Origin of the sequence: Companilactobacillus allii, assembly GCF_001971585.1 — a bacterium.
Taxonomy (GTDB): domain Bacteria; phylum Bacillota; class Bacilli; order Lactobacillales; family Lactobacillaceae; genus Companilactobacillus; species Companilactobacillus allii.
In genome coordinates, this window is record NZ_CP019323.1 from 1,844,497 (window position 1) to 1,868,118 (window position 23,622).

Genomic DNA, 23,622 nt, shown 5'->3' on the forward strand with positions numbered 1-23,622 from the left:
TTATGACTCAATATATCGAAGTTCCAACTAAGCCTTTAAAAATTGAGATTCCCGAAGGAATGAAAGTTGTTTCAATGGATGCACATGGCTATGAAGGTCAGTCGTTATTAGGAAGAACGTGGACAAAGGCTGATATGCGTGAATGGTGTGGAAATAAATCCTGGGATTGGATATTAGAAAATATTATTTCCAATCCCAAATATAGCCTCCAAATGGGCGCGATGGAACGTAAGAATCAAATAGTACACAAGGGTGTTAAAGGTAGTCCATGGAGAATTAAGGCACGTCCTATGGCAGAGTTTTTAGATGAATATTGGGAGGAATTACCATGGTAAGCTTTGAAACATTGATTAATTGGACATTTTTAGTAGCACTTGTTAGTTCTATGACTAGTTATCTATTCATGAAATATAAAACGCTTAAAAATATTATTTTGAGTCTAACTGACTTTACTGATGATGATATTCAAAAGTTGAAAGGTTTGATTAGATGGAAATTCTAAAGGGATTATTTTTACTTGTTATCGCTGTAGTTGTTTCAGGTTTGTTTATTAAATTTTGGAATGATTGTAAATAAAAAAACACCCGGAGGTGTATTTATGGGGAAAAGAGAAATATTTTGGTGGGGATTATGGGCACTGTCTACCATTCTTTCATTGCTTGCCTTAATTTTATAGAGTCTGATTTTAAGTCTATTTTAAATGATGCAGCTTTTCTATTGGTTTTAATTTGAACAAGTCCATCTTTGTTTAATAAATCTTTTATATGTTGTTCGTTATCTTTATTTACAAATTCTATAAGTATCTCTTGCTGTTCCCAGGGGCTTACATTAACTGGAAAAGCTGATGTCCAAACATTTCGGTCTGGATCTTTGATGATTTTCGAGAAACGGTGATGGTGTTTGTTAAATCGAAATGAATTTAGAACTAGATCATAAATTCCCAGTGTTCGGGATGATTTGTTAGTTATGTAAAAATGCATAAAGAAACTGATATCAGATAACTGAACAATTTGAACTTGCTTAATATCTATTTTTGTCCGATATGAAAACCATTTTTCGAGCGCGAGGGAAAAGCTTATTAGCAATGAAAGTAATGATACATAGGTTGCAAGTGGTACATCTTTAAGAAAGGTTATAAAATCATTCAATTTAAATTTCACTCCTATTTATTTAGATTATATCAAAGGAAGTGATCCGATGAACAAAGTATTGAAAGGGTTAGTCAGAATTTCACTAACACAGTTTCAAGATTCATGTGTCGAGTATGGCAGGCAACAAGCAATGTGTGAATTTTGCAAAGATCATCCTGTAAAAAAATTGCTTGAATCTGCAGATAAAATGAACCAAATAAAAAAGTCGCTAACCACGTCATTGGTAGGCGACTAGATACAAAAATATTTAACACTTAAATTATAACACGAAAGGCAATTAAAATATGGCTAATGAATTAGCAAATATAGATTTTGGAGTTTCATATACTCCAACAGAAATCAAAATTAATAACGAAGAAGGATTAAAGAACGAATTAAAAAGTATTTCTCTAAAGTACAAAGGATTAATTGTTACTGAAGATAATCTGAAAGGTGTTAAATCTACCAGAGCTAAACTTAATGCCTTAAACAAAGGACTGGACGACAAACGCAAAGAAATTAAAGCTAGTTACAATGAACCTTTGTCGGCATTCGAGGATAGGGTTAAAGACTTCAAGGGAATTATTGACCAGTCTTTAGTACCCATCGACAATGGGATTAAAAAGCTTGAGAATTCTCAACGTGAAGGACGCAAGAACCATGTCCAAGATATTATTGATGAAATGGCTCCTGAATATGATATTGATCCTAATGATATTGAGTTTGAGAAGTCTTGGACCAATAAGACTATGACAGACATTAAGCTTACTAAGATTTTTGCTGATGGTTTTAATGCACTTAAACGGAAGAAAGAGTTAATTGCAACTAATAAAAAATTAGTTGAAGAACATTGTAAGTACGTTGGTGTTGAAGCTGCAGGCTGGGTTAGTCAACTATCAGATGAATACAATGCTACCGATGTTATTAAAGCAATTGATCAGTTTGCTGAAGACAGAAAACTAAAAGAAATCGCAGAGAAAAAGAGACTTGAATCTGAAAAAGCAATTAAAGCTGCCACTCAACGTCAGGTAAATGATGTAGTTATTGATGATGAAACCGGTGAATTGATTGAGTCAAAACCACAAATGTTTGAATGGTCAATGCATTTGACGGGTTCCAAAGGTGACTTAATAAGTGCTTATAACGCTTTGAGTGAATTAAAAGGAATACATGTTCAAACTATCGATGGTCTGTCAGAGGTGGAGGGGGAATTATGAAAATAAGTGAAGCACTTATAGAGATTAGAAAGAACATTAGGAATCCCGAAAAAAATGGACTAAATCCAATGTTCAACAGCTCTTATCCCAAATTGAATGATGTATTGAAGGCTATTTCTGATTCTTTACCGGAAGAAGCAACATATTCACAGCCTGTGAATGTAGACAAGATCACCGGAAATAATTATTTAGAATTGCACATCATCACCGATGAAGAAGAAAAGATTGTTTCAAATATGCAGATTGTTGAATTAGAAGGTAATAGGAGTACGAATAAACTTCAAATGTTTGGACAATCCATTACCTATCTCAGACGCTACCAATTGCAGAGCTATTTTGGACTCGGGGCAGATGACAATGATGGAAGCGGATCTAATCAGGATGAATCTGATAAAGAATCAAATGGTAATTCAAATCATGATATTTTTGCCAATGAAAATAAACGTAAATTACTTAACAACCGTATCGAAAAACTGTCACAAATAATGGACACAACTAACAGAAAAATCACAGATATTTTAATTTCACATTTTCCGGATGCCGATTTTACTAATTTAACTAACGAAATGGCAGATAAAATATTGGTTGATTTAAATAAACAGATTGATCAAGCCAATGAAGCATTAGCTCAAATGGTTTAGGAAGTGTTTTTATGAGGATTTATGCGAAGTTACATGAAATAGTTGGTAATAAAATTATTGCTGTTCTGAATGATGATGTAGATATATTGAAACTTCAAAAATTAGCTAACAATAAACAGCCAACTATAGAAATTGGATTCTCAGATAGTCGTTCAATTTCTACTGATCAGCGCAAGAAGATTTATGCCTTGATTGGTGAGATTAGTGAATGGTCAGGATATATGATTGATAAGGAAGCACCGGGCATCATGAAATGGCAATACCTTACTGAGACCGGTAAGAAAATATTTAGCCTATCAAATTGTACTATGACACAAGCTAATTCATATCTAAGTTGGTTGCTTGATTTCTGTTTTGATAATGACGTTCCCTTTAAAACTAAGACTTGGGATATGTTACCCAACGATTATGCAATGCAGTATCGATGTTTAAAGCATAGACGTTGCTGCATCTGCGGTAGAAATGCGGATATTGCACACGTTGAAACTGTGGGAATGGGTAGAAATAGACGCGAGATAGATCACAGTAGATTCTACTTCATGGCACTGTGCAGAACTCATCATACTGAACAACATAAAATTGGAATTATGACATTTTTAGAAAGATATCATATCAAGCCAGTGAAACTTGATGCTGATGATCGTAAACAATTGAGGATAGGAGGTTAGTTATGGAAAACGAAAAGCCAAGTTATTATTCAATTCTTACTGCAGAAGTTAGATATGATTCGGAAATAACATATTTTGAAAAAATTTTATACAGCGAAATTACAGCACTTAGTAATAAATATGGTTATTGCACGGCTACTAATAATTACTTTAAAAGTCTTTATGGTAAATCGATTGGAACTGTCTCAAGAAGTATTAATCATTTGAAATCTAGAGGCTTTTTAACGGTTGAAATCATTCGTAATGGCAAAGAAATTAAATCAAGAAAAATTTACCCTATTGCCAAAAATGTTAATACCCCTATAACCAAAAATGAGTATACCCCTACTCAAAAAACGCAAAAGGGTATACCCAAAAACCGCAAAGGTAATAATACAAGTAATAATAGTACAAGTAATAATAATAGTCATAAGTCTAAAGACCATGATATTAACGATGAGAACTATAAATTGGCAAATTACTTAATGGAAAGAATTAAGGCTAACAATCCCAATATCAAGGAACCTAATTTACAGAACTGGTCTGATTCAATCAGATTGATGCATGAACGAGACAATCGGGATTATCAAAATATTAAGAACATGATTGATTGGTCGCAATCGAATGATTTTTGGTCAACAGTAATATTATCGGCTGTGAAATTACGCAAACAATATGATCAAATGTTTGCACAGATGAGTAAAAAGAAAAAAATACCTCATAAAAGTTATGATTATGATTTGCCTTACTAACGAGGAGGGAAAAATTTGGAATCCATGGGAATAGCCATGTCACGAATGATAAAGGAGATTAATAAAAAGCATGATATTAATATTGACCTGACTAAAATTGATAAAAATCGCGATGAGATTCAAGCTGAAAAATCACTGGAATTTACTAGAATCAACAATAGAAATAAACGAAGAAAGATGTTTAAAAGCTCGCTGGTAAGTGATTCTAATGATTTATATAGTACATTTGATGATTTTCAAACTGATAAGTCATATCAAGTTGATGAACTTAATAAAGCCAAAAATATAGCAAATCGTATTTACAAGGGAGAAATTGGCAATTTTCTATTCACTGGAAAACCTGGGTTAGGCAAAACTATGCTTGCAGTAAGTATTTTGAACGGCCTAAATAAATTAGATAACACCGATTTAAGTTGTCTGTTTGTAAGTTTTGAAATGTTTATGGAGTTAAAGAAAAACAGTTTTAATGATAAGTCGGGATTCATTAGGGATGATATTTATAAGTTAGAACAGTGTATAAAAAATTGTGATGTTCTTGTACTCGATGATTTAGGAAGCGAAACCAGTTTTGAAAATGATTTAAACGTAAGAACGGGTTCACAGTATACACAAGAAACCCTATTCAGGATAGCTGACTATAGGAAGAATAAAACTAACATAATTACTACAAATAACGATGGTAGAGAACTGCAGAATATGTATCATCCCAAAATAATTAGTCGTTTAATGACTAAAAAGCCTGAGAATTTTATTCAATTTAACGGTACTGATCAAAGGAGAGGTTAAAAATGCTTACGCAAGAAGAATATGGATTCAATAAAACTGGTCCATTTATTGCTAAACGTGATTTAAATGTTATTAATGATCTAGCAAATCACATGGAATTTGAAACAAGAAAGTCACTAGATTTAATGAAGAATCTTCAATCATCAAATAATGCATACAGAGGCAATCAAGAAGTAATTAATGGTCTGATGATTATGAATGCCTGTGCTAAAGATATTGGGAAAGAATTGGCTAGTGATCTTAAATTATTTGGTGGAGGTGTCAATAATGCTGAATAAGTGTGTTTTAGTCGGACGATTAACTAAGGATGTTGAACTTAGATACACGAATAACAATGATGCTGCAGCAAATTTTATAATTGCGGTTAATCGAAACTTTAAGAATGCTCAAGGTGAACGTGAGGCAGATTTTATTAACTGTGTTATTTGGAGGAAAGCAGCTGAAATATTCAGTAAATATACTCACAAGGGTTCATTAGTGGCAATTGATGGTAGGATTCAAACACGAACTTACGATAATAATCAAGGTCAGACTGTTTATGTTACCGAGTTGCTCGTAGATGAGTTTTCATTTTTGGATTCAAATAATTCTGATAGTAACCAATCTAATAATAATAACAGCCAACAAAGATTTAATCGTAATAATTCTCAAAATAGCAATAATTACCAAAATAATAATCAATCGCAATTTGGGAATAATAGTCCATTTGAAAATGGTCGTCAGAACAATAATGCTGGTAATGGTATGAATGATCCATATAAATCAAATAATGGTGGGATAAATGTCAGCGATGATCAGTTGCCATTTTAATTGAATGAGGTGTAAACATGAGTGAATTAAGTAAAGATATCAACTTTGACTTATCTCAAATAGCGGATGGGGGAGTTCAAGAGAAGTTTTCCAGAGAATTAAAAAAGTTGAGTGAGAATATTCTTGACTCTAATACGGATGCCAAGGCTAAAAGAAAAATCACGATTAATTTGACGTACAAACCAAATGACAATAGGGATGCGGTCGATGTGATAGCTGAGGTTAAATCAACTTTGGCACCACAGGTAGGATTGAGTACAACCATGCTTGTTGGTCGTGACGAGAATACGGGAGTAATTGCTGCTAATGAGTTGAAGTCTGGTACCCCAGGACAAACTTATTTTGATTCAATCGATAGTACTTTGAAGACGGATACGGGGGAACCTGTTGATGAGGTAGAAGAGAATAAAGAAACGCAATCAGAAAATGTAATTGATTTACAAGACAAGAAGGCATAGATGGGTAACCAGTATGAATAATGAAGAGATATATCGTACTACTGTTGAGAAAGTGTTTGATGATCAATGTCAAAGTCTCGAGAAAACAATAACTTATTTATCGAATCATAAAATGACGGCTGCCTTTAGACAGGCACGTAGAAATCTAGATGATAGAACCAAAAATGATATTCTGAGGGATGTTTCTTATCCCTTTTAGGGAGATATAAAATGGAAAAATTTAGAGTTCCACTACCAGGAAAATTCGAAGTTGATATTTATGGCCAAAATTATTATGCCTTTGATAAAAGTGGAAAATTAGCTTTAGTTGGGATTAATTCATCTAATCGTATTAAAAAAAGATACAATTTTGAATTCGATGAAGAAACCGCAAAACAATTTGGTATTGATGATTTACCAAGAATTTACGAGTTGAAAAATGAATAAAAGAGTTATTACTAACTGGCCTAAGAGTGCTGTGAAGGAAATGGAAGATGCATATGATTGCGGAGAAACTGCGTTAACGATTATTGAAGCTGACAGCAGACAGTATCCAGAAATATGCGATGTACTTTTGAATTGTAAAGATGAAAATTTATTTGTTAAAGACTTGGCTGATTATTTTTGTTGTCAGGCAGAATTTGAGATAGAAAATTAATAAATTGGGAAAGTGAGGTAAAAATCATAATCAGAACTTCATTGAAACGATTAATTGAGGACATATTGAGAGACTATCCATTGGTTGATCAATACATTAAAGACAGAGAGCAAGAGTTGATGCATCCCGTTCGTGATAACGATGAGAATATCGGTGGTGGCAAGTCTGGAAAGATATCTAAACCACAAGAACAGATGATTATCACATTGGAAGAGGATAGGCGTTTGAATCAACTTAAGAAACAGCGTGATGTCGTTGAAGAGTGCCTAGATAATTCCAGTGACAATACTAAGAACATCATCAAGGAACTTTATTTTAGAAAATATCCGCGTTATCAAATGGAGGGATTAATTGATAATCACATCATTTACTGCAATAGATCACAGGCGTTTAAGTTGAGAAATGAATTTATTGAGCAAATTGCAAAGGAATTAAATATTTTTATCTAATCCGTGGATTTTTTGTGGACTATTGAGGCAACTTTAAGTGGTAAATTAGTATTATAGAAAATTAAGAAATATAGATGTTTCCTGGGTTTCAAGAAGGAAAACTTTTAAACCTCCCCATAAACTATAATTAAGCAGGTATTGTATGCCTGCTTTTTTTAGTGTTTAATTTAATTATCGAATGTAAAGGGTGATTATCTGATGCCAAATATTTGGAATAATTTAGAAACATTTATTTTATGGGTTTATAGATGGAATTGGCAAACAATAGCTAATATTTCAGTACCTATTACTTTAATCTCGACTATATTATATTGGCGTAATGAAAATATTCTTAAATTTATAATACAGTTTAAATCTCCAATACAAGAAGAGAAAAATGGCATGGTGACTACGAAGGCAGGAGTAGAGCTTACTGTTATCAATGGTAGTAATGACATTGCATTTATAGAATTATTGGGTTTTGCAAAAAAATATAATTTTATGACAAGTATTTGGAATCGTATACTTAATTATGTTGGAAAAAGATTTTATTGGGGACAGCTACTTAAAGATAAATTTTCTAGAAAAGTTATCCCATTTAAAAATGATTCTAATTTAGATTTTTTTGGAGAAGATATTGCGATTGATTTAATAAAAATATTGCCAGGGGCGGAACACACTTATAAACTACCAAGCAATGTATACATTGACTCAATTATTAAGTTGGCATTAGAAGATAAACAAATTAAAAAGAGGTTTTTGAGCTCTAAACCTGTCAAATTATCTATTGTTATAAAAATCTTTAATAAGAGGACGGTTGAAAATGGTGTTTTACTGACGGATGGTCCTAATTCAATTTATAGTAGTGTAAAAGAAAAAATTGTTGATAAAAAATAATATATTTTAGGAGGTTAGGTGCATGTAATGATTAATCATGATCAAGCAGAGCAAGATTACCATTCAGGAATGAAGTATAAAGATATAGCTGAAAAGTATGATGTATCGATTAATACAGTCAAGTCTTGGAAAAGTAGGTACAAATGGTCAAGAGATGCATCATCTCAAAAAAATGTGCATACAAAACCAATAAAGGGTGCACACAAAGTTAAGAAAGTTGCGCCCAAAATAATAGATGAACTAGAGGCAAACGGAGAGCTTAGTGATAGGCAGAAATCCTTTTGCCTCTTTTATTTGCAAAGATTCAATGCAACGTGGGCATATCTTAAAGCATATGAATGCACATATGAAACAGCCAATACAAATGGACCTAAACTGTTGGTAAATACTGGTGTTCAAGAGCAAATATCTAAACTAAAAAAATCAATGATGATTGACTTGCATGTCACGGCGACTGATTTGGCCAAAGAGTATGCAAAACAGGCTCATTCTGATTTGGGAGATTACATTGATTTTGGCGTTAGGGATGAGCCAGTATTCAATAAAGCCGGCAAGCCTTTGAAAGATTCAAAAGGTAAACAGCTTACAACTAAGGTTTCATATGTTGATTTGATTGATAAGTCTAAGGTTGACACATCCCTCTTAAAAGGTGTGCACATTGGTCGTGATGGTGTGGTTGTGGAACTATACGATAAGCAAAAAGCCTTGGATAAATTAATGGATTACATATCTGATTCTGATGATAAAACAGAATCAAATAACGTTCAGATTGTAGATGATATCAAGGGAGATGATGGTACTGGAAATTAGATTAGCAAGTAAGGTTGCACCATCATTCAGTGATTTGCATCTTGATATTAAGCAGCGTTTACACAGTAACTACTGGTTGAAAGGTGGACGTGGTTCCACTAAATCTAGCTTTATCTCAATAGAGATTATCTTAGGAATCATGAAAGACCCAGAAGCTAATGCAGTGGTTATTCGTAAGGTTGCTGCTACGTTGAGAGATTCGGTATATGATCAATATCTTTGGGCAATCGATGTGTTAGGTGTTGATGACTATTGGAAAGATTCAGTTAGTCCAATGACATTAACGTACATCCCTACTGGGCAACAAATTAGATTCAAGGGTGCAGATAAGCCGAGAAAAATTAAGTCACAGAAGTTTCGTCATGGGTATATCAAATTTAAACACTACGAAGAAACAGACGAGTTTCCAAACTTTTCTGAGATACGTTCAATTAATCAATCATTAAATCGTGGTGGTAATAATATCATTACTTTCTATTCATACAACCCTCCTGCCAGTGTTAATAGTTGGGTCAATCAAACTACCGAACATGAGAAGCTGCGAGATGATACGTTAGTTCACTCATCGGATTATTTAACAGTTCCAAGAGAGTGGCTAGGTAAAGAATTTATCGCAGACGCAGCACAACTTAAAATTGATAATCCTAAGGCGTATGCGCATGAATACTTGGGTGAAGTTACAGGAACGGGTGCAGAGGTGTTTGACAATGTTGTGCAACGAAGAATCACTGATGAAGAAATACAATTATTTGACAATATAAAACGTGGATTAGACTTTGGTTTTGCTAGCGACCCGTTAGCATATATCGAAGTCTATTTTGATTTGGCGAGACATCGACTCTTCGTATTCAATGAGATATATCAAGTTGGATTGAAGAATCGTGTTGCTGTGTCGATGATTCAGAAAATAGACACATCTAATAAGCCTATTATTGGTGATTCGGCATCCCCAGGAACAATAGCTGAATATCGAGATATGAGCTTGAATGTTATTGGAGCTCGAAAGGGTCCAGGAAGTCGTGATCAAGGGTACAAATGGTTGCAGGATCTACGTGAGATTGTTATTGACCCGATTCGTTGTCCTAATGCCGCTAGGGAGTTCAGCAGTTATGAGCTTGAAAGGGATGCGAACAATAACTTCAAGGCTGGATATCCCGATGGAAATGACCATGCGATGGATGCAACTAGATATGCACTTGAATCAATTATTAAGAGGGGAGGTTTCAAGCCTTGGAAATAGAAGCAATGAAACAGTTGTTACAGAATACTGATGCCAGAAGAATGAAATTTAATAATCGGTTTGATAAGTCATTGAGATATTATTTTAATAAGAATGACATCACTAATCGAAATGATGGCGAGTCCAAAGTTAATGAGCATGGAAAAGATGAGGTAATGCGTAGCGCTGATAATCGTGTTAGTAGTAACTATCATCAATTACTTGTTGATCAAGAAGCTGGCTATGTGGCTACAATTCCTCCGTCTGTAGATGTTGAAGATAATTCACTCAATGATGAGATTAAGAATACTCTTGGTGATAATTTCAATTTGAGAATGAATCAATTAGTAGTTGATGCAGCTAATGCTGGAGTTTCGTGGGTCCATTATTGGATTGATAAAGATGGACAATTCAGATATGGAATCGTTCCTCCTGATCAGGTGACGCCGATATATTCAAATGATTTGGATAAGAAACTGTTGGCAGTCAGAAGAACGTATTCGCAATTAAATCCTGATGACGGTAAATATTACAAGATTCACGAGTACTGGACTGATACAGATGCAACAATATTCAAATCGCAATTGCCTGGTTATTCTGATTTGTCAGAATTGACGGACAGGTTCACTACATTTGATATTGCGACAGGTATGGAACTTGGAACGGGAAATGTCTATCATCACAAATTTGGACGTATCCCGTTCATTCCTTTTCCTAAGAATAAATATGAACGTCCGGACTTGTTGAAGTATAAGGGTCTGATTGATGTATACGACAATGTCTACAATGGATTTGTTAATGATGTTGATGATGTGCAGCAAGTTATCCTGGTATTGACTAACTACGGTGGTACTGATTTAGATGAGTTCATGAAGACTATGCGAGAAGATCATGCAATTAAGATGGATAGTGCTGGTCCAAATGATAAGTCTGGTGTTGATACACTAACGGTTGATATTCCGGTTGAAGCAAGAAATACTTTGCTTGATATTACTAAGACGGATATATTTGTTCATGGCCAGGGAATAGATCCTACTAATTTTGAAACTAGTAATGCTAGTGGTGTAGCAATCAAAATGTTATACAGTCATTTAGAGTTGAAAGCCTCAGTTACTGAATCATACTTCCGTGATGGTGTTAATCAACTGGTTAGAGCCATTATGAATTGGATGAATGTTCCTGATGCTAATAGTAGAAAGGTCACACAAACTTGGACTAGGACGGCCATTCAAAATGATATTGAACAAGCACAGGTTGTGTCTCAAGTCGCTAATGTCACTTCTGATGAAGCGATTGCTAAGGGTAATCCGTTAGTTACAGATTGGCAGCAAGAGTTAGAAGACCGACAAGATAATATTGTTAAGTCTGATGGATACAGCAATGGGAAATCACTTGAAGATTTAACTGGTAATGAAGATGGATAATCTGACTTATTGGGAGAAAAGATTCCTTCAAACTAAAGCCAGTCAACTCAAATCAACTGAGGAATATGAACGCGCATTACAGCCACAGCTTAAGGGACTACTTAAACAGATTGACCTTGAAGCTAATCAATATTATCGAAGATATTCAATAAATAATGGCATCCCCGAAGAAGAAGTACGTAAAATATTAAATAATATTGGTAATTCAAACTGGAATATGACATTAGATCAATTCACACAAAAGGCCATTGAAGGTGGTCATAAAAAAGAATTGGATAATGAATATTTCAAGAGTCGGATTGCTAGGTTGCAGAATTTGGAAACACAAATCAAAGATAGTGCTGGTTATTTTGCTAAAGGTGAAGAATCTCGTATGGGTGATGCGTTAGCAGCTCAATACAAGGATTCTTACATGAGAACTATATACAAATCTCAATCGGCTCAATTTAAGTATTCAGCTAATTTTGCCCATTTCAATGATGATCAATTAAAAGTTATTGCTAGTAAACCATGGATAGAAAATAATTTTTCAAAACGTATTTGGAAGAATTATCGTGATGTACTACCTGATAAGCTCATGGATACGATGTTAAGAGGTACTCTACTAGGCTACGCTCCTTCAAAAATTTCGAATATGTTGCATGCTAGATTTCAAGATATCAGCAAGAAAGATATTCATCGTTTAGTGTTTTCTGAAATGGGATATATTAGTGAAGAAGCTACTGCTAAAGGATATGCGGAATCTGGCATTGAGAAATATGAGTATATGGCCACGCTGGAATCTCATACATGTGATATTTGTGCTAAGCTTGATAATCAAGTATTCAAGTTATCTGAACGTAAAGACGGAATCAATTATCCAACTATTCACGCATATTGCAGATGTACAACGGTACCTTATATTGACGATTTACCTGATGTTGGAGAACGTTGGACGTCTGGTGATGGCAAAATAGAAAATAATCTATCATTTAAAGAGTGGAATAAAAAATACGGTGAAAATATATCTGTTAATACTGATGAAATAAAAAAGATTGGAATTGATCCACATGACAAATCAAAATGGCCAAAAGGTATTGACGTTGTCGAAACAGTTGATGGTGATATGATTAATTTCAATTCGGATAAAGGAATGCGTGTAAGTAGAGAGTGGTTGAATAAATTATTAAGGTATAAAGACGATTCTGATTTGATTGAGTATATCGAATATCAATTTGGAGATGGAAGATTTACTGATATTGCAAAAACTAAAAATGTAGTAGACTGGGTTAAAGAAGTAAGAAGTTTTAAAGAAATTAATCAAAACTCAGTTTTAAATACAAGAAATAATAAGTTTAAAATTGAAGATATTAGGCCAAAACGGATTACTGATTTTAATTTTGATAATTTCTCGAGAAAGCAATTAACTACATATATTGAAAACGAATTTGGAATGACAATTTCTGAATCTAAGAATGAAAAGTTATCTGATTTAGCAATATTGGAGACTGTCAAGACTGTAAGTGAATTCAAGGGTCTTTATCAAGCGTTACCAGAAAAAATCCCTATGTTACGAGCTATGGGTTCCAAAGAAGCCGGTGGTGCAATTGCTTGGTATTCAAGAAATGGTTCTACAAACAGTCCGCTTGAATTTGCTTTAAATACTCACTACTTTTACGATAAGGCTATGTTAACAAATACGGTAAAGCAAAATGTTCAAGTAGGTTGGTTTTCAAATAATGATGAAATGAATCACATTATGATACATGAGTTCTCTCATCATATTGATAAACAATTGTCTAAACTTATAAATAATAAAAGCTTTTCTACAAGATTATTTAGAACAATAGAAAATGATTATAGTGATTTTAATGTGAAAAATATAGGTAAGTATGCTTATGAATCATATGAGAAACAGTCAGATTACACGGAACCGTTTGCTGAACTATTTACAGAGGCTTATGGTCCCACACCTGGTAAGCAAGCCTTAATATTTAAAAAATATTTTGAAGAAATGTCATTGGAGGTATTGAACAATGCTTGATGCACCTAAAGGATTGAAATATTGGATAGAAACTGACACAGGATCTAGAATAGATGAAAGTGCACCTGAATGGGCTAAAAAGGAGTTTGAAGAATATCAAAAGGAACTTGAAATAAAGGCAGATAAGAATGGAAATATTATTAATAGATAAAGCACCCAACAATTAAGTTGAGTGCTATTTTTGTACCCTTTGTCCTGAGTAAGACGTAAAAAGGCTTATTTTTTATACCTCAAATGTGGTCGTTCCACGTAAATCTAACGAGAGAGGATTTGTAATTATGAAACGAGAATTTTTAAAGGAATTAAGTCTGGACGATAAGGTTATTGATAAAATTATGTCCGCTAATGGTGCCGATATTGAAAATACCAAGAAGTCGTTGGGTGATGTTGATTCAATCAAGCAAGAAAATGAATCACTTAAGATACAGCTTACTGAACGTGACAAGGATATGAAGGCACTAAAGAAGCAAGCTGGTGACAATGAAAAGTTGTCTAACAAATATACTGAACTTCAAGGTAAATATAAGACGGACACAGAGAACCTTAACGCCCAATTATCTATTACAAAGTTGAACGGGGCGTTAGACAGCGCCTTAAATTCGGCTAAAGTTCGTAATCCTAAGGCTATTCGCGGTCTTTTGAACATGGATAACATCAAATTAAATGACCAAGGTGAACTTGTTGGTGTTAGTGATCAACTAGATTCATTGAAAAAGTCTGATGGCTATCTATTCGATGAAGGAAATGGCCAGAGATACGAGCCAAAGGGTGGTTCGGGATCAGATGATAAGAACACGGTTCAAGATTTAGTTAATGTTTTCAAAAAATAGAAAGAAGGAAAAACAATGCCTGCAACAATTAATTATGCAGATTCATATCAACAAGCAATTCAAGAATATTTCTACGATGGTCACTTATTTTCAGCAGCATTATGGAATTCACCATCAAATAGTGTGATCAAGTTCGATGGAGCTAAGCACATTAAGGTTCCACGTTTAAATATCGAAGAAGGACGTAAGAACCGTACGCGTCGAGCAATTACTTCTATTGCAGCAAACTACAGTAATGATTGGGATTCATATGAGCTTAAGAACGAAAGATATTGGAGTACATTAGTTGATGCATCAGATATTGATGAATCAAATATGGTTATTTCATTGGGGAATATTACTAAGCAATTCAATCTTGATGAAAAGATGCCTGAGAAGGATCGTTACATGTTTTCTAAATTATATTCTGAGAAAGTTAATGCCAATGATGGTGATATCTATACAGAAACTGTCGATGAGAAGAATATATTAGAATTATTTGACCAAATGATGGTTAACTTCGATGAACAACGTATTCCATCAACTAATAGATTCTTGTATGTAACGCCAAAAGTTAATTCAATCCTAAAACGTGCAGACGCAATCAATCGTCAACTTGTAATTACTGATACTGCGAATATTCAACGTAATGTATACAGCCTTGATGATGTAACCATTGTGATTGTTCCATCTGATTTGATGCAAACATCATTTGATTTTGAGGTTGGATCGAAAATAAAAGATGATTCTAAACAAATTGATATGTTCCTAATTTATAACGGCGTTCAAATTGCTCCTGAGAAATATTCATTTGCTGGATTTGATGCACCTTCTGCTGCTAATAGTGGTAACTATTTGTATTACGAGCAATCATATGATGACGTCTTGTTACTTAAGACTAAGACGCGTGGTATTGCATTCGTAACTTCAGATAAAACCCCAAAAGCTTAGAGGTTCCTTCTCAAATTAAGATAGAGCCAAAAGAAGATGGAGCCGATTTCACAGCTATTATTTAAGGAGGAACTTATGACTGAAACGTTAAATATTTATAGGGATGATGAACAAATTGCATCTGGAATCAGTCCGCTACACGTCAAGTTAGATCCAGCCACTTACCCTGCTGGAACATTTAAGGGTGAGTTAGTTGATGATTCTGGTGTTAAGACTGAGAGATTTGATTTCCCGGAGGTTGTTGTTTCCGCTCCTATTATTGCAGTGACAAAAGTCACATTAACTCCCGAAACTGCAAGTATTGAAGTGGGAAACACGACTAAACTAGCATCAGCAATTGAGCCAACTAATGCCACTGACACTGGTGTCAATTGGAGTTCTAGTGATACTGCAGTTGCTACTGTATCTGGTGGTACTGTAACAGGTAAGTCCGCTGGAGTATCAACAATCACTGCTATGTCTAAATTAGATGGAAAAATTACTGGAACTGCTCAAGTTACCGTGATTGAACCACCAGTTACAGAAGGTTAGGTGATTTAGATGGAGGAACATCCAAGAATTGACAATATTACTACTATTCTTAAATCGTTGGTACCTAATTCAAAAAGTATAGATGGATATGATTCAATCGTTAACTTTGTAATTTCAAAAGTGATAGATGATGTAGCTAGTTATACTCACATTCCTGTTATTGAATTGCCTGAAGAACTGGATAAGACAATTGTCAGTATTTGTATGCAATTGATGGAGTCACATCAATTATTGGTACCTATTGAGGATAAGAATACTGATGTTGCCGCATTATCTGAGGGTGATACATCTGTTACTTTTAAATCGCCAGCAACTGTATATACAGAACTTCAATTAGTCAATACTTTGACTGATAACTATTTAATGATTTTAAATAATTATCGGAGAATTAAATATTGATTGGGGCATTTAAGTATATGGGAAGAATCTTGCCGACACTTTGGAATGATAGGGTCACTATAACTGGTGTTAAGGAAGTTAAACATGGTGATTTTAGTGATACAGAAGATGTGACAATAGTAGAGAATCATCCAGCCAAGGTTGTTCTAGGTGGTCAAAAGCCATCTGAACAATCTTTTTTTGGCACAGATCAATATGATGCTAAATTATTGATTGATAATGGTGTTTTTATTCCTGCTGGTGCTGATATTTATGTGACTGATGTAAATGGTAATAAGAATAAATACAAGCGTGCCAGTAAAGGATATCAAGGCTATGTTAGTCATCAAGAAGTAGCGATGATTCGTGATGAGAAAGCCAAGGATGTGACATAGATGGCATGGGGAACTATTGACGATGCTGAATTTCAAAAATTTGCAGATAGAGTTGAGGGTAAACTGAAATCTCAACAAATCAAGGCTGCTGTTGAAATGAGTGCTAGAAAAATTGGAACTCAGTCTCTTAAAGGTGTTAAGTCAAGAACTCCATTTGGTCAATATTCAGACGGTAGAACTGGTGGGACTCTTAGAAGGGGCTGGCATATTAATGGACCAACATATAATGGTTCTTGGTTTTTGATAGAAGTATCAAATGATGTTGAATACGCTCAATATGTTGAAAATGGTCATCGTACTAGAGGCGGTGGTGGTTGGGTATCGGGTCAACACATGTTAATGGAAACATTATTTGAAATTGATGGTCAGATGCCTACATTACTCACTCCTATGATGAAGAGGTTCGGAGGACTATTTGATTGATAGATTTAATTGGAAAAGAATTAGCAAAGCTATTTCCTAATATACCAATTTATAGAGAAAATCAGAAAGGTGGCTTCCAGGAGCCGTCTTTTTTTATTGAAAAAGTTATTACTGTTGTTGAGCCTGAGTTATTTGATATTCAAATGAGAAATTATAATTATCAGTTAGTTTACTTTCCTAAATTGGACGAGCCTAAAGATGATATGGAGATGATGGAAGAAATCTTATTAGACAGCTTCAATCTATTAACTGATTATGCGGTGATTCGTAATCGTAATTTCAAACAAAGTGATGATAATACTTTGTTATTAACATTTAATGTTCAAGTTAGAGCTCATAAAATTGATAACACAACTAAGCAACAAAATATGAAATTTAAAGGAAAAATTTCTGATGAAAGATAAGTTTGATAAGGATTCGTTAGTAAGAAGTGATGGGTTTAGCATCGTTGATCGTGACATCTTAAAAATTGTTCTTTTAGATGATACTCAATATTCACTTTTAGAAGCAAAAGAATTAATTAAGAAATTTAAAGGAGGAATCAATTAATGGGTGGAACATGGAAAACTCAAAATAAGCGCCGTCCGGGTGCATATATCAACACAATTGGTGCTGCACAACCTAAACAAGATTCAGCGTTAGGTAGAACATTACTTATTGGTAATACCCAATTGAATTGGGGAAATAAAGGAATTATTGAATTGAATTCTAATTCTGATTTCAAATCGTTATTGGGAGCACCACTTCAAACTCCAGAGTTTGGAGCGTTAAGAGAGACACTCAAGGGTGCTTTGACGGTGTTACTGCTTAATAACAATGATGGAACAAAGGCAGAATTAACTAATGAGGCACTGCCATGGAAGTTTAGTGCCAAGTATCCAGGGACTAAAGGTAATGACTTACGTGTATCTATTGTTAAAGACCCCAATGATTTAACTAGAATTACTGTTTCAACTATCTTTGGTACAGAGGTTGTAGACCAACAAGTAATTAGATCAACAACTGCTCCTGGATTAGTTTCAAACGATTATATTGATATTGAGTTCGTTGAAGATAGTTCTGAACCAGAGGTAAGTGTTGAGACTAGTGAAGGTGGTGCAGATTTCAAGGTCATACCTGGTCAAAATAAACTTGAATCACTGTCAGCGTCGACCACTTATGACCTTGCAGGTGGAGTTACTGAGCCGGTTGAGATTACTGAATTGATGAATGATGTTCTTGAGACTGAACAATTCAATGTAGTCACTGCTGCAGGATTTTCTCCAGATAATAATATTCATCAGTTACTTGCTCAAGCAGTTCAACGTTTGCGTGATGATGAGGGGTATAAGGTTCGTGCAGTCGTTCCTGTATATGAGGGTGGCTACAATTACGATTACGAAGGTATATCGGTTGTATCAAACGGTGTTGTTTTGGAAGATGGAACTCAAATTGACGTGACTACTGCTACTGGTTATTTTGCAGGTATTTCATCAGCAACTGATTCAAGTCAATCACTTACATATTCTGAATATCCAGGTGCTGTATCAACTTATCCATCATTGAACAATGAACAAACAATCAAAGCGTTGAACAATGGTTGGATTGTGTTCACAGCCAAACGTGGTGGACGTGTCGTTGTTGAACAAGATATCAATTCATTAACAACATATTCCGATGATAAGCCTAAGGACTTTAGTAAGAACCGCGTGATTCGAACACTAGATGATATTGCGACTGATTCTGAGAATGTATTTGAAAATATGTTTATCGGTAAAATCAATAATGATGCTACCGGTCGTGATTTATTTAAAGCAAATCGTGTCAGCTATATGCAAGATTTGTTAAAAGCAAACATTATTTCATACTTCGATTCTGATGATATTAAAGTTGAAGCGGGGAATGATAAGGATTCTATTCTGGTTAACTTGGCAGTGACACCAGTTGATTCAATGGAAAAATTATATATGACTATTGTCGTTCAATAGAAAGGGAGACTAGATATGGATGAAACAACAAGCACAGTTGGTAGTTTCTTAAATGGTAGAGATACTATTTCAACTAAGGATGCCAAAATTTATGTAACAATCAATGGAAAAATCATTCCAATGATTGATGTTACAAAAGTCACGGCTAAGTTAGAGAAGAACAAGGAAGATGTTCAAACTCTAGGAAGTCACTGGAAACATAAGAAGACTACTTCAGTTGAGGGTACTGGAACACTTGGCGGATATGTGATCAGTTCTAACTGGTTAAAATATGCGCTGCCATATATTCAAGGCGGTAAGGATTTGTATTTTGAAATCACTTTGAGTATTGAAGATAAGACTTCGAGAGCTGGTAAGCAGACAATTCATCTTGGAGAAGTAAATCTTGATGATATTCCCATTGCCGATTTTGAAGCAGATGACGGTGTTATGGAATGGGAGTCAGATTTCACATTTGAATCGCTAGAACTTATTTCAGCATTTAAAGGATTTGACTTATAAAATTGGAGGAATTTTAAATGAACTAGTGTTAATGATTTTTTGATGGAAAACGTAGATACAAAGCCAGAAACTAAGGAGATTCAATTCAAACGGTTTAAATCACCGTTTGTCATTAAGTCTCTAACGGAAGATGAAAATTCTGTGATTCAAAAGGACGCAACTCGTAAGACTAAGGATAAGCAGACACGTCAAATTGTCAGTCAATTAGATCAATCTAAATATGCTGACTTGATGATTGTCGCTAGTGTGGTGTCTCCTGATTTGAACAGTGAACAAATTCAAAAGAGTTGGAATTGTATGGCTGATCCAGTTGGTGTTTTGAAGAAGATGCTGCGTGCTGGTGAATACATTGAGCTTATGCAACAAGTTCAAGAATTATCGGGTTTTGATTTGGAAGATGTTGAAGATTTAAAGGATGAAGTAAAAAACTAGTTAAGTCTGGTGATTCTCCTGATATTCAATATTACTTATACTGTATGAATGAATATCATTGGACACCAGAAACTTGGTCTAACTTTTCAAGACGCGAAAAGGCTTTGGTAACTGCAGGTATTGATATAAGAATCAAAGAAGAAGAGAAACAAAGAAAAGAAGCTGAAAGGAAGGCAAAGACTAGGAAACATTAGTTTTTGTCTTTTTTAGTGGGGAAAGGAGGTTAATATATGGCTACTATTAGTGCTGCCATTAAAATTATGGATGGATTTACAGCTCCATTGAACAAGTTAGATACTGGATTAAGTAAGAGTCAATCAGCATTTAGCAGATTTAAAAGTGTTATGAGTGGTGGTTCGTTTGATGGTCTCAACAAATCGGCTACTAAAACTGGTGGATTATTCAAGTCTGTATTAGGTGGAACGGTTGTTGGCGCTGGTATCACTAAAGGAATTGGCTTGGCCACTGCCGGTGTTGGTTCGATGATCACTGAATTGAATGAATCAAGTAAAGCTTGGCAAACGTTTGACGGCAATATGAATATGTTGGGTAAATCTCCTAAGCAGATTGCTAGTGCTAAAGGTTCGATGCAAAAATTTGCTCAACAAACAATCTATTCTGCTTCAGATATGGCCTCTACTTATAGTCAATTGGCAGCTGTTGGGATTAAAGGAACTGGTAAGCTGGTTAAAGGATTCGGTGGGTTAGCTGCTGCTTCTGATAACCCACAACAAGCGATGAAGACTTTGAGTCAACAAGCCACTCAAATGGCGGCTAAACCGATGGTTCAGTGGCAAGATTTCAAACTTATGCTGGAGCAAACACCGTCTGGTGTGTCTCAAGTTGCAAAGTCAATGGGTATGTCAACTAAACAACTTGTTGCAAGTGTTCAGGATGGTAGTGTTGCTACTCAAGATTTTTTCGATGCGATTTCAAAGACTGGTACTAATAAGTACTTCTCTAAAATGGCTACTCAATACAAGACCGTTGGGCAGGCTATGGATGGACTTAAAGAAACTGTTGCCAATAAGATGCAAGGTGCTTTTGATCGTGTTGGCAAGGTCGGGATCAAGGCTGTTAGTGGAATCACTGACAGTATAGCTAAAGTTAATTTTGATAAGTTAGCAGATAATGCTATGTCAGCGATTGGTAAAATCACTGATGGTTTTCAAACCTATGTTCAACCGGCTATTGAAAGTATATTTAATGGGTTTAAGCAAACTAACGCGATTAAATATATTCAAGATATGTTTGGTGATGTTGGTTCCGCAATCAGTAAAATATTTGATTCTGCATTTGCTGGTGGATCAAATCCCTTTGAAGCTTTGAGTAAATTTGCCGGCGGTGCAATTAAGGGTATAGCGAAGTCGATTAGTGCAGTTGCAAATGCTGTTGGTGGTATGGATCCTAATGTGTTGAAGGCGTTGGGTGGTGCTTTTATTATTCTTAAATCAGGTATGAAAGGACTGGTGTTCACTGCGATAGTCGCCGGATTAAATGCATTAGGAAGAATGAAACCAAGTAATCTTAATAGTTTGGCCAAAGCTATAACCGCTTTAGCAATCGCCTTTTCACTACTGAAAGCTGCAAAGGGAATTGCTGACACTTTTTCATCATTTAGTAAAATTTTTGGGAAGGCAAAAGGGAAAGATATTCCTGAAGTTCCAGATGCGCCCTCAACTCCAAAAGCCCCTAAAGTCGGCGGAATATTACAATCTGCTGGTGCCTACATGAAGTTAGGTGCTGCTTTAATGATGGTTGGTGCTGGTGTTGCTTTAGCTGGTGGTGGAATGATGTTGATGGCTATGGCTACTCAAAAGCTTGCTTCAGGTGGCTGGGCTTCAGTAGCGGTTTTCTTTGGTATGATCGGTGCACTTGCTTTACTACTGGTGTTGGTTAATTACTTAGGAGAGACGTTAATTGCTGGATCTGTTGGGTTATTGATGTTCGGCGCAGGTCTATTATTGATTGGTGCAGCCATTTTTATTGCTGCAGCTGGAATTGCTATATTGGCTACTCAATTACCTTTGATATCTCAATACGGAACTAGCGCGGCTGTGGGATTACTTGCACTTGCTGGTGCGGTTGCTGTGTTTGGTTTAGCAGCTATTGTTGGTGCAGTCGGCGTATTAGCACTAGGGATTGCTATTGCAGTTCTTGGTGTTGGTTTTATCGTTGGTACAGTTGGTGCATTACTGTTTGGTGTTGCTTTAATAGTAGTTAGTGCTGGTGCAATTTTGGCGGCTGTCGGAGTTCTATTGTTGGGAGTCGGATTAGCGTTAGTATCAGCTCTTACAATTGTTGGATCAGTTGGATTGATGCTAATGGCGGTTGCTATGGTTATGATTGCGGCTGTTGCCTTGGTGGCTGGCGTTGGCATGATGGTATTCGCTGTTGCATTAATGTTGGCTGCACCAATGATGATGATTGCTGCAGTCGGTGCGTTGTTACTTGGTGCTGCTACTATTGTTCTTGGAGTTGGATTATTAATTGTTGGTGCTGCTTTGGTTGTCGTCGGTGAAGGATTAACTATGGTTGCTTCTGCGGTGATTAGTTTGGCCACCGCCTTTATTACGGCTGGAACTATGATGGTTACGGCGATTGTTGGTGCTATGAATAATGTTGTATCTGCAGTTACTAATGGGATTTCTAACGCTGTTAATGCTGCTAAGAGTTTTGGAAGTGCACTGGTGTCTGTTGGTAAGGATTTAATTCAAGGTTTAGTTAATGGTATTAAATCTATGATTGGTTCTGCCGTCAGTGCTGTTAGTGACGTCGCTAGTAAAGTTGTTGATAAGGCCAAATCAATTCTACATATCGGTTCACCATCTAAATTATTTAATCAATATGGACGATGGGTCGACCAAGGTTTGATCAATGGATTGAATCGTGATTCTGATGCAGCCGCTACTGCTTCTGGTGCAATGGCTCAAGGCGTGGTTGATGCTGCGTCTAATATGAATCCACAAATTGGTGCTATTACGATGTCTGGTTTTAGTGGAACGAATCCTGGTGATATGTTGGCCGGAGGTTTTAGCAGGGCATTGGATATGATCAATGCGGTTGCTTTTGCACTGGGCGGAATTGCTGGTAATACTAGTGTTGGTATCAATGGGGTGGTTAATAGTAATGTTCCAACTAGTTCACCATTTGAGAATTCTGGAAATGGTATTGGTGGGATAACTAATAATGATTCAATGAGTACATCAACTGACAGCAACTCTAATGTCGTTATCGAGTCTGGAGCTATTCAGATTAATTCAAGTGGTAGTGCTGATTATGATGGCGATAGATTGTTGGCAATTATTGAACAGAAGATAATTGAAAAAAGTAATGCTTCATTGAGTTAGGAGGGG

Annotated in this window: 34 protein-coding genes; 33 read left to right on the forward strand and 1 reads right to left on the reverse strand. The window is 35.4% G+C overall.

What is annotated here, in order from left to right:
- The first annotated feature begins 2 nt into the window (after positions 1–2).
- Positions 3–335 carry a DUF771 domain-containing protein gene (locus BTM29_RS09055; protein WP_076616411.1) on the forward strand — a complete coding sequence of 111 codons (333 nt, stop codon included), beginning with the start codon at positions 3–5 and terminating at the stop codon, positions 333–335.
- Positions 329–502, forward strand: a complete 174-nt coding sequence (locus BTM29_RS12830; protein ID WP_157886447.1) for a hypothetical protein — start codon at positions 329–331, stop codon at positions 500–502. The genes BTM29_RS09055 and BTM29_RS12830 overlap by 7 nt, the downstream gene beginning before the upstream one ends.
- A 139-nt stretch (positions 503–641) precedes the next feature.
- Here BTM29_RS12830 and BTM29_RS09060 read toward each other — a convergent pair whose 3' ends face one another.
- The gene (locus BTM29_RS09060; protein WP_076616414.1) at positions 642–1,148 is read right to left on the reverse strand and encodes a hypothetical protein; all 507 of its coding nucleotides are present in this window, start codon (positions 1,146–1,148) and stop codon (positions 642–644) included.
- Between the two features lie 287 nt (positions 1,149–1,435).
- On the opposite strand from BTM29_RS09060, the gene BTM29_RS09070 reads away from it, so the two are divergent.
- The 31 genes from BTM29_RS09070 (at position 1,436) to BTM29_RS09205 (ending at position 23,616) form a co-directional block, all read left to right on the forward strand.
- On the forward strand, positions 1,436–2,347 hold the full coding sequence (locus BTM29_RS09070; RefSeq protein WP_076616420.1) for a DUF1351 domain-containing protein: 912 nt from the start codon (positions 1,436–1,438) through the stop codon (positions 2,345–2,347).
- Positions 2,344–2,988, forward strand: coding sequence for an ERF family protein (locus BTM29_RS09075; RefSeq protein ID WP_076616424.1), 645 nt, complete (start codon positions 2,344–2,346; stop codon positions 2,986–2,988). Before BTM29_RS09070 ends, BTM29_RS09075 begins: the two co-directional genes overlap by 4 nt.
- Positions 2,989–2,999: 11 nt before the next feature.
- A complete protein-coding gene (locus BTM29_RS09080; RefSeq protein WP_083685969.1) occupies positions 3,000–3,656 on the forward strand; it encodes a putative HNHc nuclease in 657 nt (218 codons plus the stop codon).
- Between the two features lie 2 nt (positions 3,657–3,658).
- Positions 3,659–4,387, forward strand: coding sequence for a helix-turn-helix domain-containing protein (locus BTM29_RS09085; protein ID WP_076616426.1), 729 nt, complete (start codon positions 3,659–3,661; stop codon positions 4,385–4,387).
- A 24-nt stretch (positions 4,388–4,411) separates the two neighbouring features.
- A complete protein-coding gene (locus BTM29_RS09090) occupies positions 4,412–5,173 on the forward strand; it encodes an AAA family ATPase (protein WP_225972247.1) in 762 nt (253 codons plus the stop codon).
- Between the two features lie 2 nt (positions 5,174–5,175).
- Complete coding sequence (locus BTM29_RS09095) at positions 5,176–5,451, forward strand: hypothetical protein (RefSeq protein ID WP_076616431.1); 276 nt, start codon at positions 5,176–5,178, stop codon at positions 5,449–5,451.
- Positions 5,441–5,983 carry a single-stranded DNA-binding protein gene (locus tag BTM29_RS09100; RefSeq protein WP_076616433.1) on the forward strand — a complete coding sequence of 181 codons (543 nt, stop codon included), beginning with the start codon at positions 5,441–5,443 and terminating at the stop codon, positions 5,981–5,983. The genes BTM29_RS09095 and BTM29_RS09100 overlap by 11 nt, the downstream gene beginning before the upstream one ends.
- A gap of 17 nt (positions 5,984–6,000) precedes the next feature.
- Positions 6,001–6,441, forward strand: coding sequence for a replication terminator protein (locus BTM29_RS09105; RefSeq protein ID WP_076616435.1), 441 nt, complete (start codon positions 6,001–6,003; stop codon positions 6,439–6,441).
- Between the two features lie 13 nt (positions 6,442–6,454).
- Positions 6,455–6,640: a hypothetical protein gene (locus tag BTM29_RS09110; RefSeq protein WP_076616438.1), complete on the forward strand. Its 186-nt coding sequence runs from the start codon at positions 6,455–6,457 to the stop codon at positions 6,638–6,640.
- 11 nt (positions 6,641–6,651) lie between these two features.
- Complete coding sequence (locus BTM29_RS09115; protein WP_076616442.1) at positions 6,652–6,867, forward strand: hypothetical protein; 216 nt, start codon at positions 6,652–6,654, stop codon at positions 6,865–6,867.
- Positions 6,860–7,078 (forward strand): hypothetical protein, encoded by a 219-nt coding sequence (locus tag BTM29_RS09120; protein ID WP_076616445.1) that lies wholly within the window; start codon positions 6,860–6,862, stop codon positions 7,076–7,078. Before BTM29_RS09115 ends, BTM29_RS09120 begins: the two co-directional genes overlap by 8 nt.
- A 41-nt stretch (positions 7,079–7,119) precedes the next feature.
- On the forward strand, positions 7,120–7,527 hold the full coding sequence (locus tag BTM29_RS09125; RefSeq protein WP_225972195.1) for a transcriptional regulator: 408 nt from the start codon (positions 7,120–7,122) through the stop codon (positions 7,525–7,527).
- A 198-nt stretch (positions 7,528–7,725) separates the two neighbouring features.
- Positions 7,726–8,403 (forward strand): hypothetical protein, encoded by a 678-nt coding sequence (locus BTM29_RS09130; protein ID WP_076616454.1) that lies wholly within the window; start codon positions 7,726–7,728, stop codon positions 8,401–8,403.
- Between the two features lie 27 nt (positions 8,404–8,430).
- Positions 8,431–9,213 (forward strand): terminase small subunit, encoded by a 783-nt coding sequence (locus tag BTM29_RS09135; protein ID WP_076616457.1) that lies wholly within the window; start codon positions 8,431–8,433, stop codon positions 9,211–9,213.
- Complete coding sequence (locus BTM29_RS09140; protein WP_076616461.1) at positions 9,194–10,453, forward strand: PBSX family phage terminase large subunit; 1,260 nt, start codon at positions 9,194–9,196, stop codon at positions 10,451–10,453. Before BTM29_RS09135 ends, BTM29_RS09140 begins: the two co-directional genes overlap by 20 nt.
- Complete coding sequence (locus BTM29_RS09145) at positions 10,444–11,856, forward strand: phage portal protein (protein ID WP_076616464.1); 1,413 nt, start codon at positions 10,444–10,446, stop codon at positions 11,854–11,856. Before BTM29_RS09140 ends, BTM29_RS09145 begins: the two co-directional genes overlap by 10 nt.
- Positions 11,843–13,879, forward strand: a complete 2,037-nt coding sequence (locus tag BTM29_RS09150; protein WP_076616466.1) for a minor capsid protein — start codon at positions 11,843–11,845, stop codon at positions 13,877–13,879. The genes BTM29_RS09145 and BTM29_RS09150 overlap by 14 nt, the downstream gene beginning before the upstream one ends.
- Entirely contained in the window at positions 13,872–14,030 is a 159-nt protein-coding gene (locus tag BTM29_RS12885) for a hypothetical protein (RefSeq protein WP_164510771.1), read from the forward strand. Before BTM29_RS09150 ends, BTM29_RS12885 begins: the two co-directional genes overlap by 8 nt.
- A 127-nt stretch (positions 14,031–14,157) precedes the next feature.
- Positions 14,158–14,709 carry a phage scaffolding protein gene (locus tag BTM29_RS09155; protein WP_076616469.1) on the forward strand — a complete coding sequence of 184 codons (552 nt, stop codon included), beginning with the start codon at positions 14,158–14,160 and terminating at the stop codon, positions 14,707–14,709.
- Between the two features lie 15 nt (positions 14,710–14,724).
- The gene (locus tag BTM29_RS09160; RefSeq protein WP_076616471.1) at positions 14,725–15,639 is read left to right on the forward strand and encodes a capsid protein; all 915 of its coding nucleotides are present in this window, start codon (positions 14,725–14,727) and stop codon (positions 15,637–15,639) included.
- A gap of 75 nt (positions 15,640–15,714) precedes the next feature.
- Positions 15,715–16,170, forward strand: a complete 456-nt coding sequence (locus BTM29_RS09165; RefSeq protein WP_076616474.1) for an Ig-like domain-containing protein — start codon at positions 15,715–15,717, stop codon at positions 16,168–16,170.
- Between the two features lie 9 nt (positions 16,171–16,179).
- The gene (locus BTM29_RS09170) at positions 16,180–16,569 is read left to right on the forward strand and encodes a hypothetical protein (protein ID WP_076616476.1); all 390 of its coding nucleotides are present in this window, start codon (positions 16,180–16,182) and stop codon (positions 16,567–16,569) included.
- Positions 16,569–16,943: a hypothetical protein gene (locus tag BTM29_RS09175; protein ID WP_418236014.1), complete on the forward strand. Its 375-nt coding sequence runs from the start codon at positions 16,569–16,571 to the stop codon at positions 16,941–16,943. The genes BTM29_RS09170 and BTM29_RS09175 overlap by 1 nt, the downstream gene beginning before the upstream one ends.
- Positions 16,944–17,366 (forward strand): HK97 gp10 family phage protein, encoded by a 423-nt coding sequence (locus BTM29_RS09180; RefSeq protein ID WP_076616479.1) that lies wholly within the window; start codon positions 16,944–16,946, stop codon positions 17,364–17,366.
- Positions 17,363–17,770 carry a phage tail terminator family protein gene (locus tag BTM29_RS09185; RefSeq protein WP_076616482.1) on the forward strand — a complete coding sequence of 136 codons (408 nt, stop codon included), beginning with the start codon at positions 17,363–17,365 and terminating at the stop codon, positions 17,768–17,770. The genes BTM29_RS09180 and BTM29_RS09185 overlap by 4 nt, the downstream gene beginning before the upstream one ends.
- On the forward strand, positions 17,760–17,915 hold the full coding sequence (locus tag BTM29_RS12835; protein ID WP_157886448.1) for a hypothetical protein: 156 nt from the start codon (positions 17,760–17,762) through the stop codon (positions 17,913–17,915). Before BTM29_RS09185 ends, BTM29_RS12835 begins: the two co-directional genes overlap by 11 nt.
- The gene (locus BTM29_RS09190) at positions 17,915–19,333 is read left to right on the forward strand and encodes a phage tail sheath family protein (RefSeq protein ID WP_076616485.1); all 1,419 of its coding nucleotides are present in this window, start codon (positions 17,915–17,917) and stop codon (positions 19,331–19,333) included. The genes BTM29_RS12835 and BTM29_RS09190 overlap by 1 nt, the downstream gene beginning before the upstream one ends.
- 15 nt (positions 19,334–19,348) lie before the next feature.
- Positions 19,349–19,834 carry a phage tail tube protein gene (locus tag BTM29_RS09195; protein ID WP_076616488.1) on the forward strand — a complete coding sequence of 162 codons (486 nt, stop codon included), beginning with the start codon at positions 19,349–19,351 and terminating at the stop codon, positions 19,832–19,834.
- Positions 19,835–19,873: 39 nt separating this feature from the next.
- Positions 19,874–20,266 (forward strand): phage tail assembly chaperone, encoded by a 393-nt coding sequence (locus tag BTM29_RS09200; RefSeq protein WP_257787687.1) that lies wholly within the window; start codon positions 19,874–19,876, stop codon positions 20,264–20,266.
- A gap of 44 nt (positions 20,267–20,310) precedes the next feature.
- Positions 20,311–20,460, forward strand: coding sequence for a hypothetical protein (locus tag BTM29_RS12890; protein WP_164510772.1), 150 nt, complete (start codon positions 20,311–20,313; stop codon positions 20,458–20,460).
- A 36-nt stretch (positions 20,461–20,496) separates the two neighbouring features.
- A complete protein-coding gene (locus BTM29_RS09205; RefSeq protein WP_076616494.1) occupies positions 20,497–23,616 on the forward strand; it encodes a tape measure protein in 3,120 nt (1,039 codons plus the stop codon).
- The last annotated feature ends 6 nt before the right edge of the window (positions 23,617–23,622 follow it).

Excerpts from the sequence above, each read along its gene's own strand:
- BTM29_RS09055 (WP_076616411.1), top strand. The coding sequence starts at position 3 with ATGACTCAATATATCGAAGTTCCAACTAAGCCTTTAAAAATTGAGATT.
- BTM29_RS12830 (WP_157886447.1), top strand. The coding sequence starts at position 329 with ATGGTAAGCTTTGAAACATTGATTAATTGGACATTTTTAGTAGCACTT.
- BTM29_RS09070 (WP_076616420.1), top strand. The coding sequence starts at position 1,436 with ATGGCTAATGAATTAGCAAATATAGATTTTGGAGTTTCATATACTCCA.
- BTM29_RS09075 (WP_076616424.1), top strand. The coding sequence starts at position 2,344 with ATGAAAATAAGTGAAGCACTTATAGAGATTAGAAAGAACATTAGGAAT.
- BTM29_RS09080 (WP_083685969.1), top strand. The coding sequence starts at position 3,000 with ATGAGGATTTATGCGAAGTTACATGAAATAGTTGGTAATAAAATTATT.
- BTM29_RS09085 (WP_076616426.1), top strand. The coding sequence starts at position 3,659 with ATGGAAAACGAAAAGCCAAGTTATTATTCAATTCTTACTGCAGAAGTT.
- BTM29_RS09090 (WP_225972247.1), top strand. The coding sequence starts at position 4,412 with ATGGGAATAGCCATGTCACGAATGATAAAGGAGATTAATAAAAAGCAT.
- BTM29_RS09095 (WP_076616431.1), top strand. The coding sequence starts at position 5,176 with ATGCTTACGCAAGAAGAATATGGATTCAATAAAACTGGTCCATTTATT.
- BTM29_RS09100 (WP_076616433.1), top strand. The coding sequence starts at position 5,441 with ATGCTGAATAAGTGTGTTTTAGTCGGACGATTAACTAAGGATGTTGAA.
- BTM29_RS09105 (WP_076616435.1), top strand. The coding sequence starts at position 6,001 with ATGAGTGAATTAAGTAAAGATATCAACTTTGACTTATCTCAAATAGCG.
- BTM29_RS09110 (WP_076616438.1), top strand. The coding sequence starts at position 6,455 with ATGAATAATGAAGAGATATATCGTACTACTGTTGAGAAAGTGTTTGAT.
- BTM29_RS09115 (WP_076616442.1), top strand. The coding sequence starts at position 6,652 with ATGGAAAAATTTAGAGTTCCACTACCAGGAAAATTCGAAGTTGATATT.
- BTM29_RS09120 (WP_076616445.1), top strand. The coding sequence starts at position 6,860 with ATGAATAAAAGAGTTATTACTAACTGGCCTAAGAGTGCTGTGAAGGAA.
- BTM29_RS09130 (WP_076616454.1), top strand. The coding sequence starts at position 7,726 with ATGCCAAATATTTGGAATAATTTAGAAACATTTATTTTATGGGTTTAT.
- BTM29_RS09135 (WP_076616457.1), top strand. The coding sequence starts at position 8,431 with ATGATTAATCATGATCAAGCAGAGCAAGATTACCATTCAGGAATGAAG.
- BTM29_RS09140 (WP_076616461.1), top strand. The coding sequence starts at position 9,194 with ATGATGGTACTGGAAATTAGATTAGCAAGTAAGGTTGCACCATCATTC.
- BTM29_RS09150 (WP_076616466.1), top strand. The coding sequence starts at position 11,843 with ATGAAGATGGATAATCTGACTTATTGGGAGAAAAGATTCCTTCAAACT.
- BTM29_RS12885 (WP_164510771.1), top strand. The coding sequence starts at position 13,872 with ATGCTTGATGCACCTAAAGGATTGAAATATTGGATAGAAACTGACACA.
- BTM29_RS09155 (WP_076616469.1), top strand. The coding sequence starts at position 14,158 with ATGAAACGAGAATTTTTAAAGGAATTAAGTCTGGACGATAAGGTTATT.
- BTM29_RS09160 (WP_076616471.1), top strand. The coding sequence starts at position 14,725 with ATGCCTGCAACAATTAATTATGCAGATTCATATCAACAAGCAATTCAA.
- BTM29_RS09165 (WP_076616474.1), top strand. The coding sequence starts at position 15,715 with ATGACTGAAACGTTAAATATTTATAGGGATGATGAACAAATTGCATCT.
- BTM29_RS09170 (WP_076616476.1), top strand. The coding sequence starts at position 16,180 with ATGGAGGAACATCCAAGAATTGACAATATTACTACTATTCTTAAATCG.
- BTM29_RS09180 (WP_076616479.1), top strand. The coding sequence starts at position 16,944 with ATGGCATGGGGAACTATTGACGATGCTGAATTTCAAAAATTTGCAGAT.
- BTM29_RS12835 (WP_157886448.1), top strand. The coding sequence starts at position 17,760 with ATGAAAGATAAGTTTGATAAGGATTCGTTAGTAAGAAGTGATGGGTTT.
- BTM29_RS09190 (WP_076616485.1), top strand. The coding sequence starts at position 17,915 with ATGGGTGGAACATGGAAAACTCAAAATAAGCGCCGTCCGGGTGCATAT.
- BTM29_RS09195 (WP_076616488.1), top strand. The coding sequence starts at position 19,349 with ATGGATGAAACAACAAGCACAGTTGGTAGTTTCTTAAATGGTAGAGAT.
- BTM29_RS12890 (WP_164510772.1), top strand. The coding sequence starts at position 20,311 with ATGAATGAATATCATTGGACACCAGAAACTTGGTCTAACTTTTCAAGA.
- BTM29_RS09205 (WP_076616494.1), top strand. The coding sequence starts at position 20,497 with ATGGCTACTATTAGTGCTGCCATTAAAATTATGGATGGATTTACAGCT.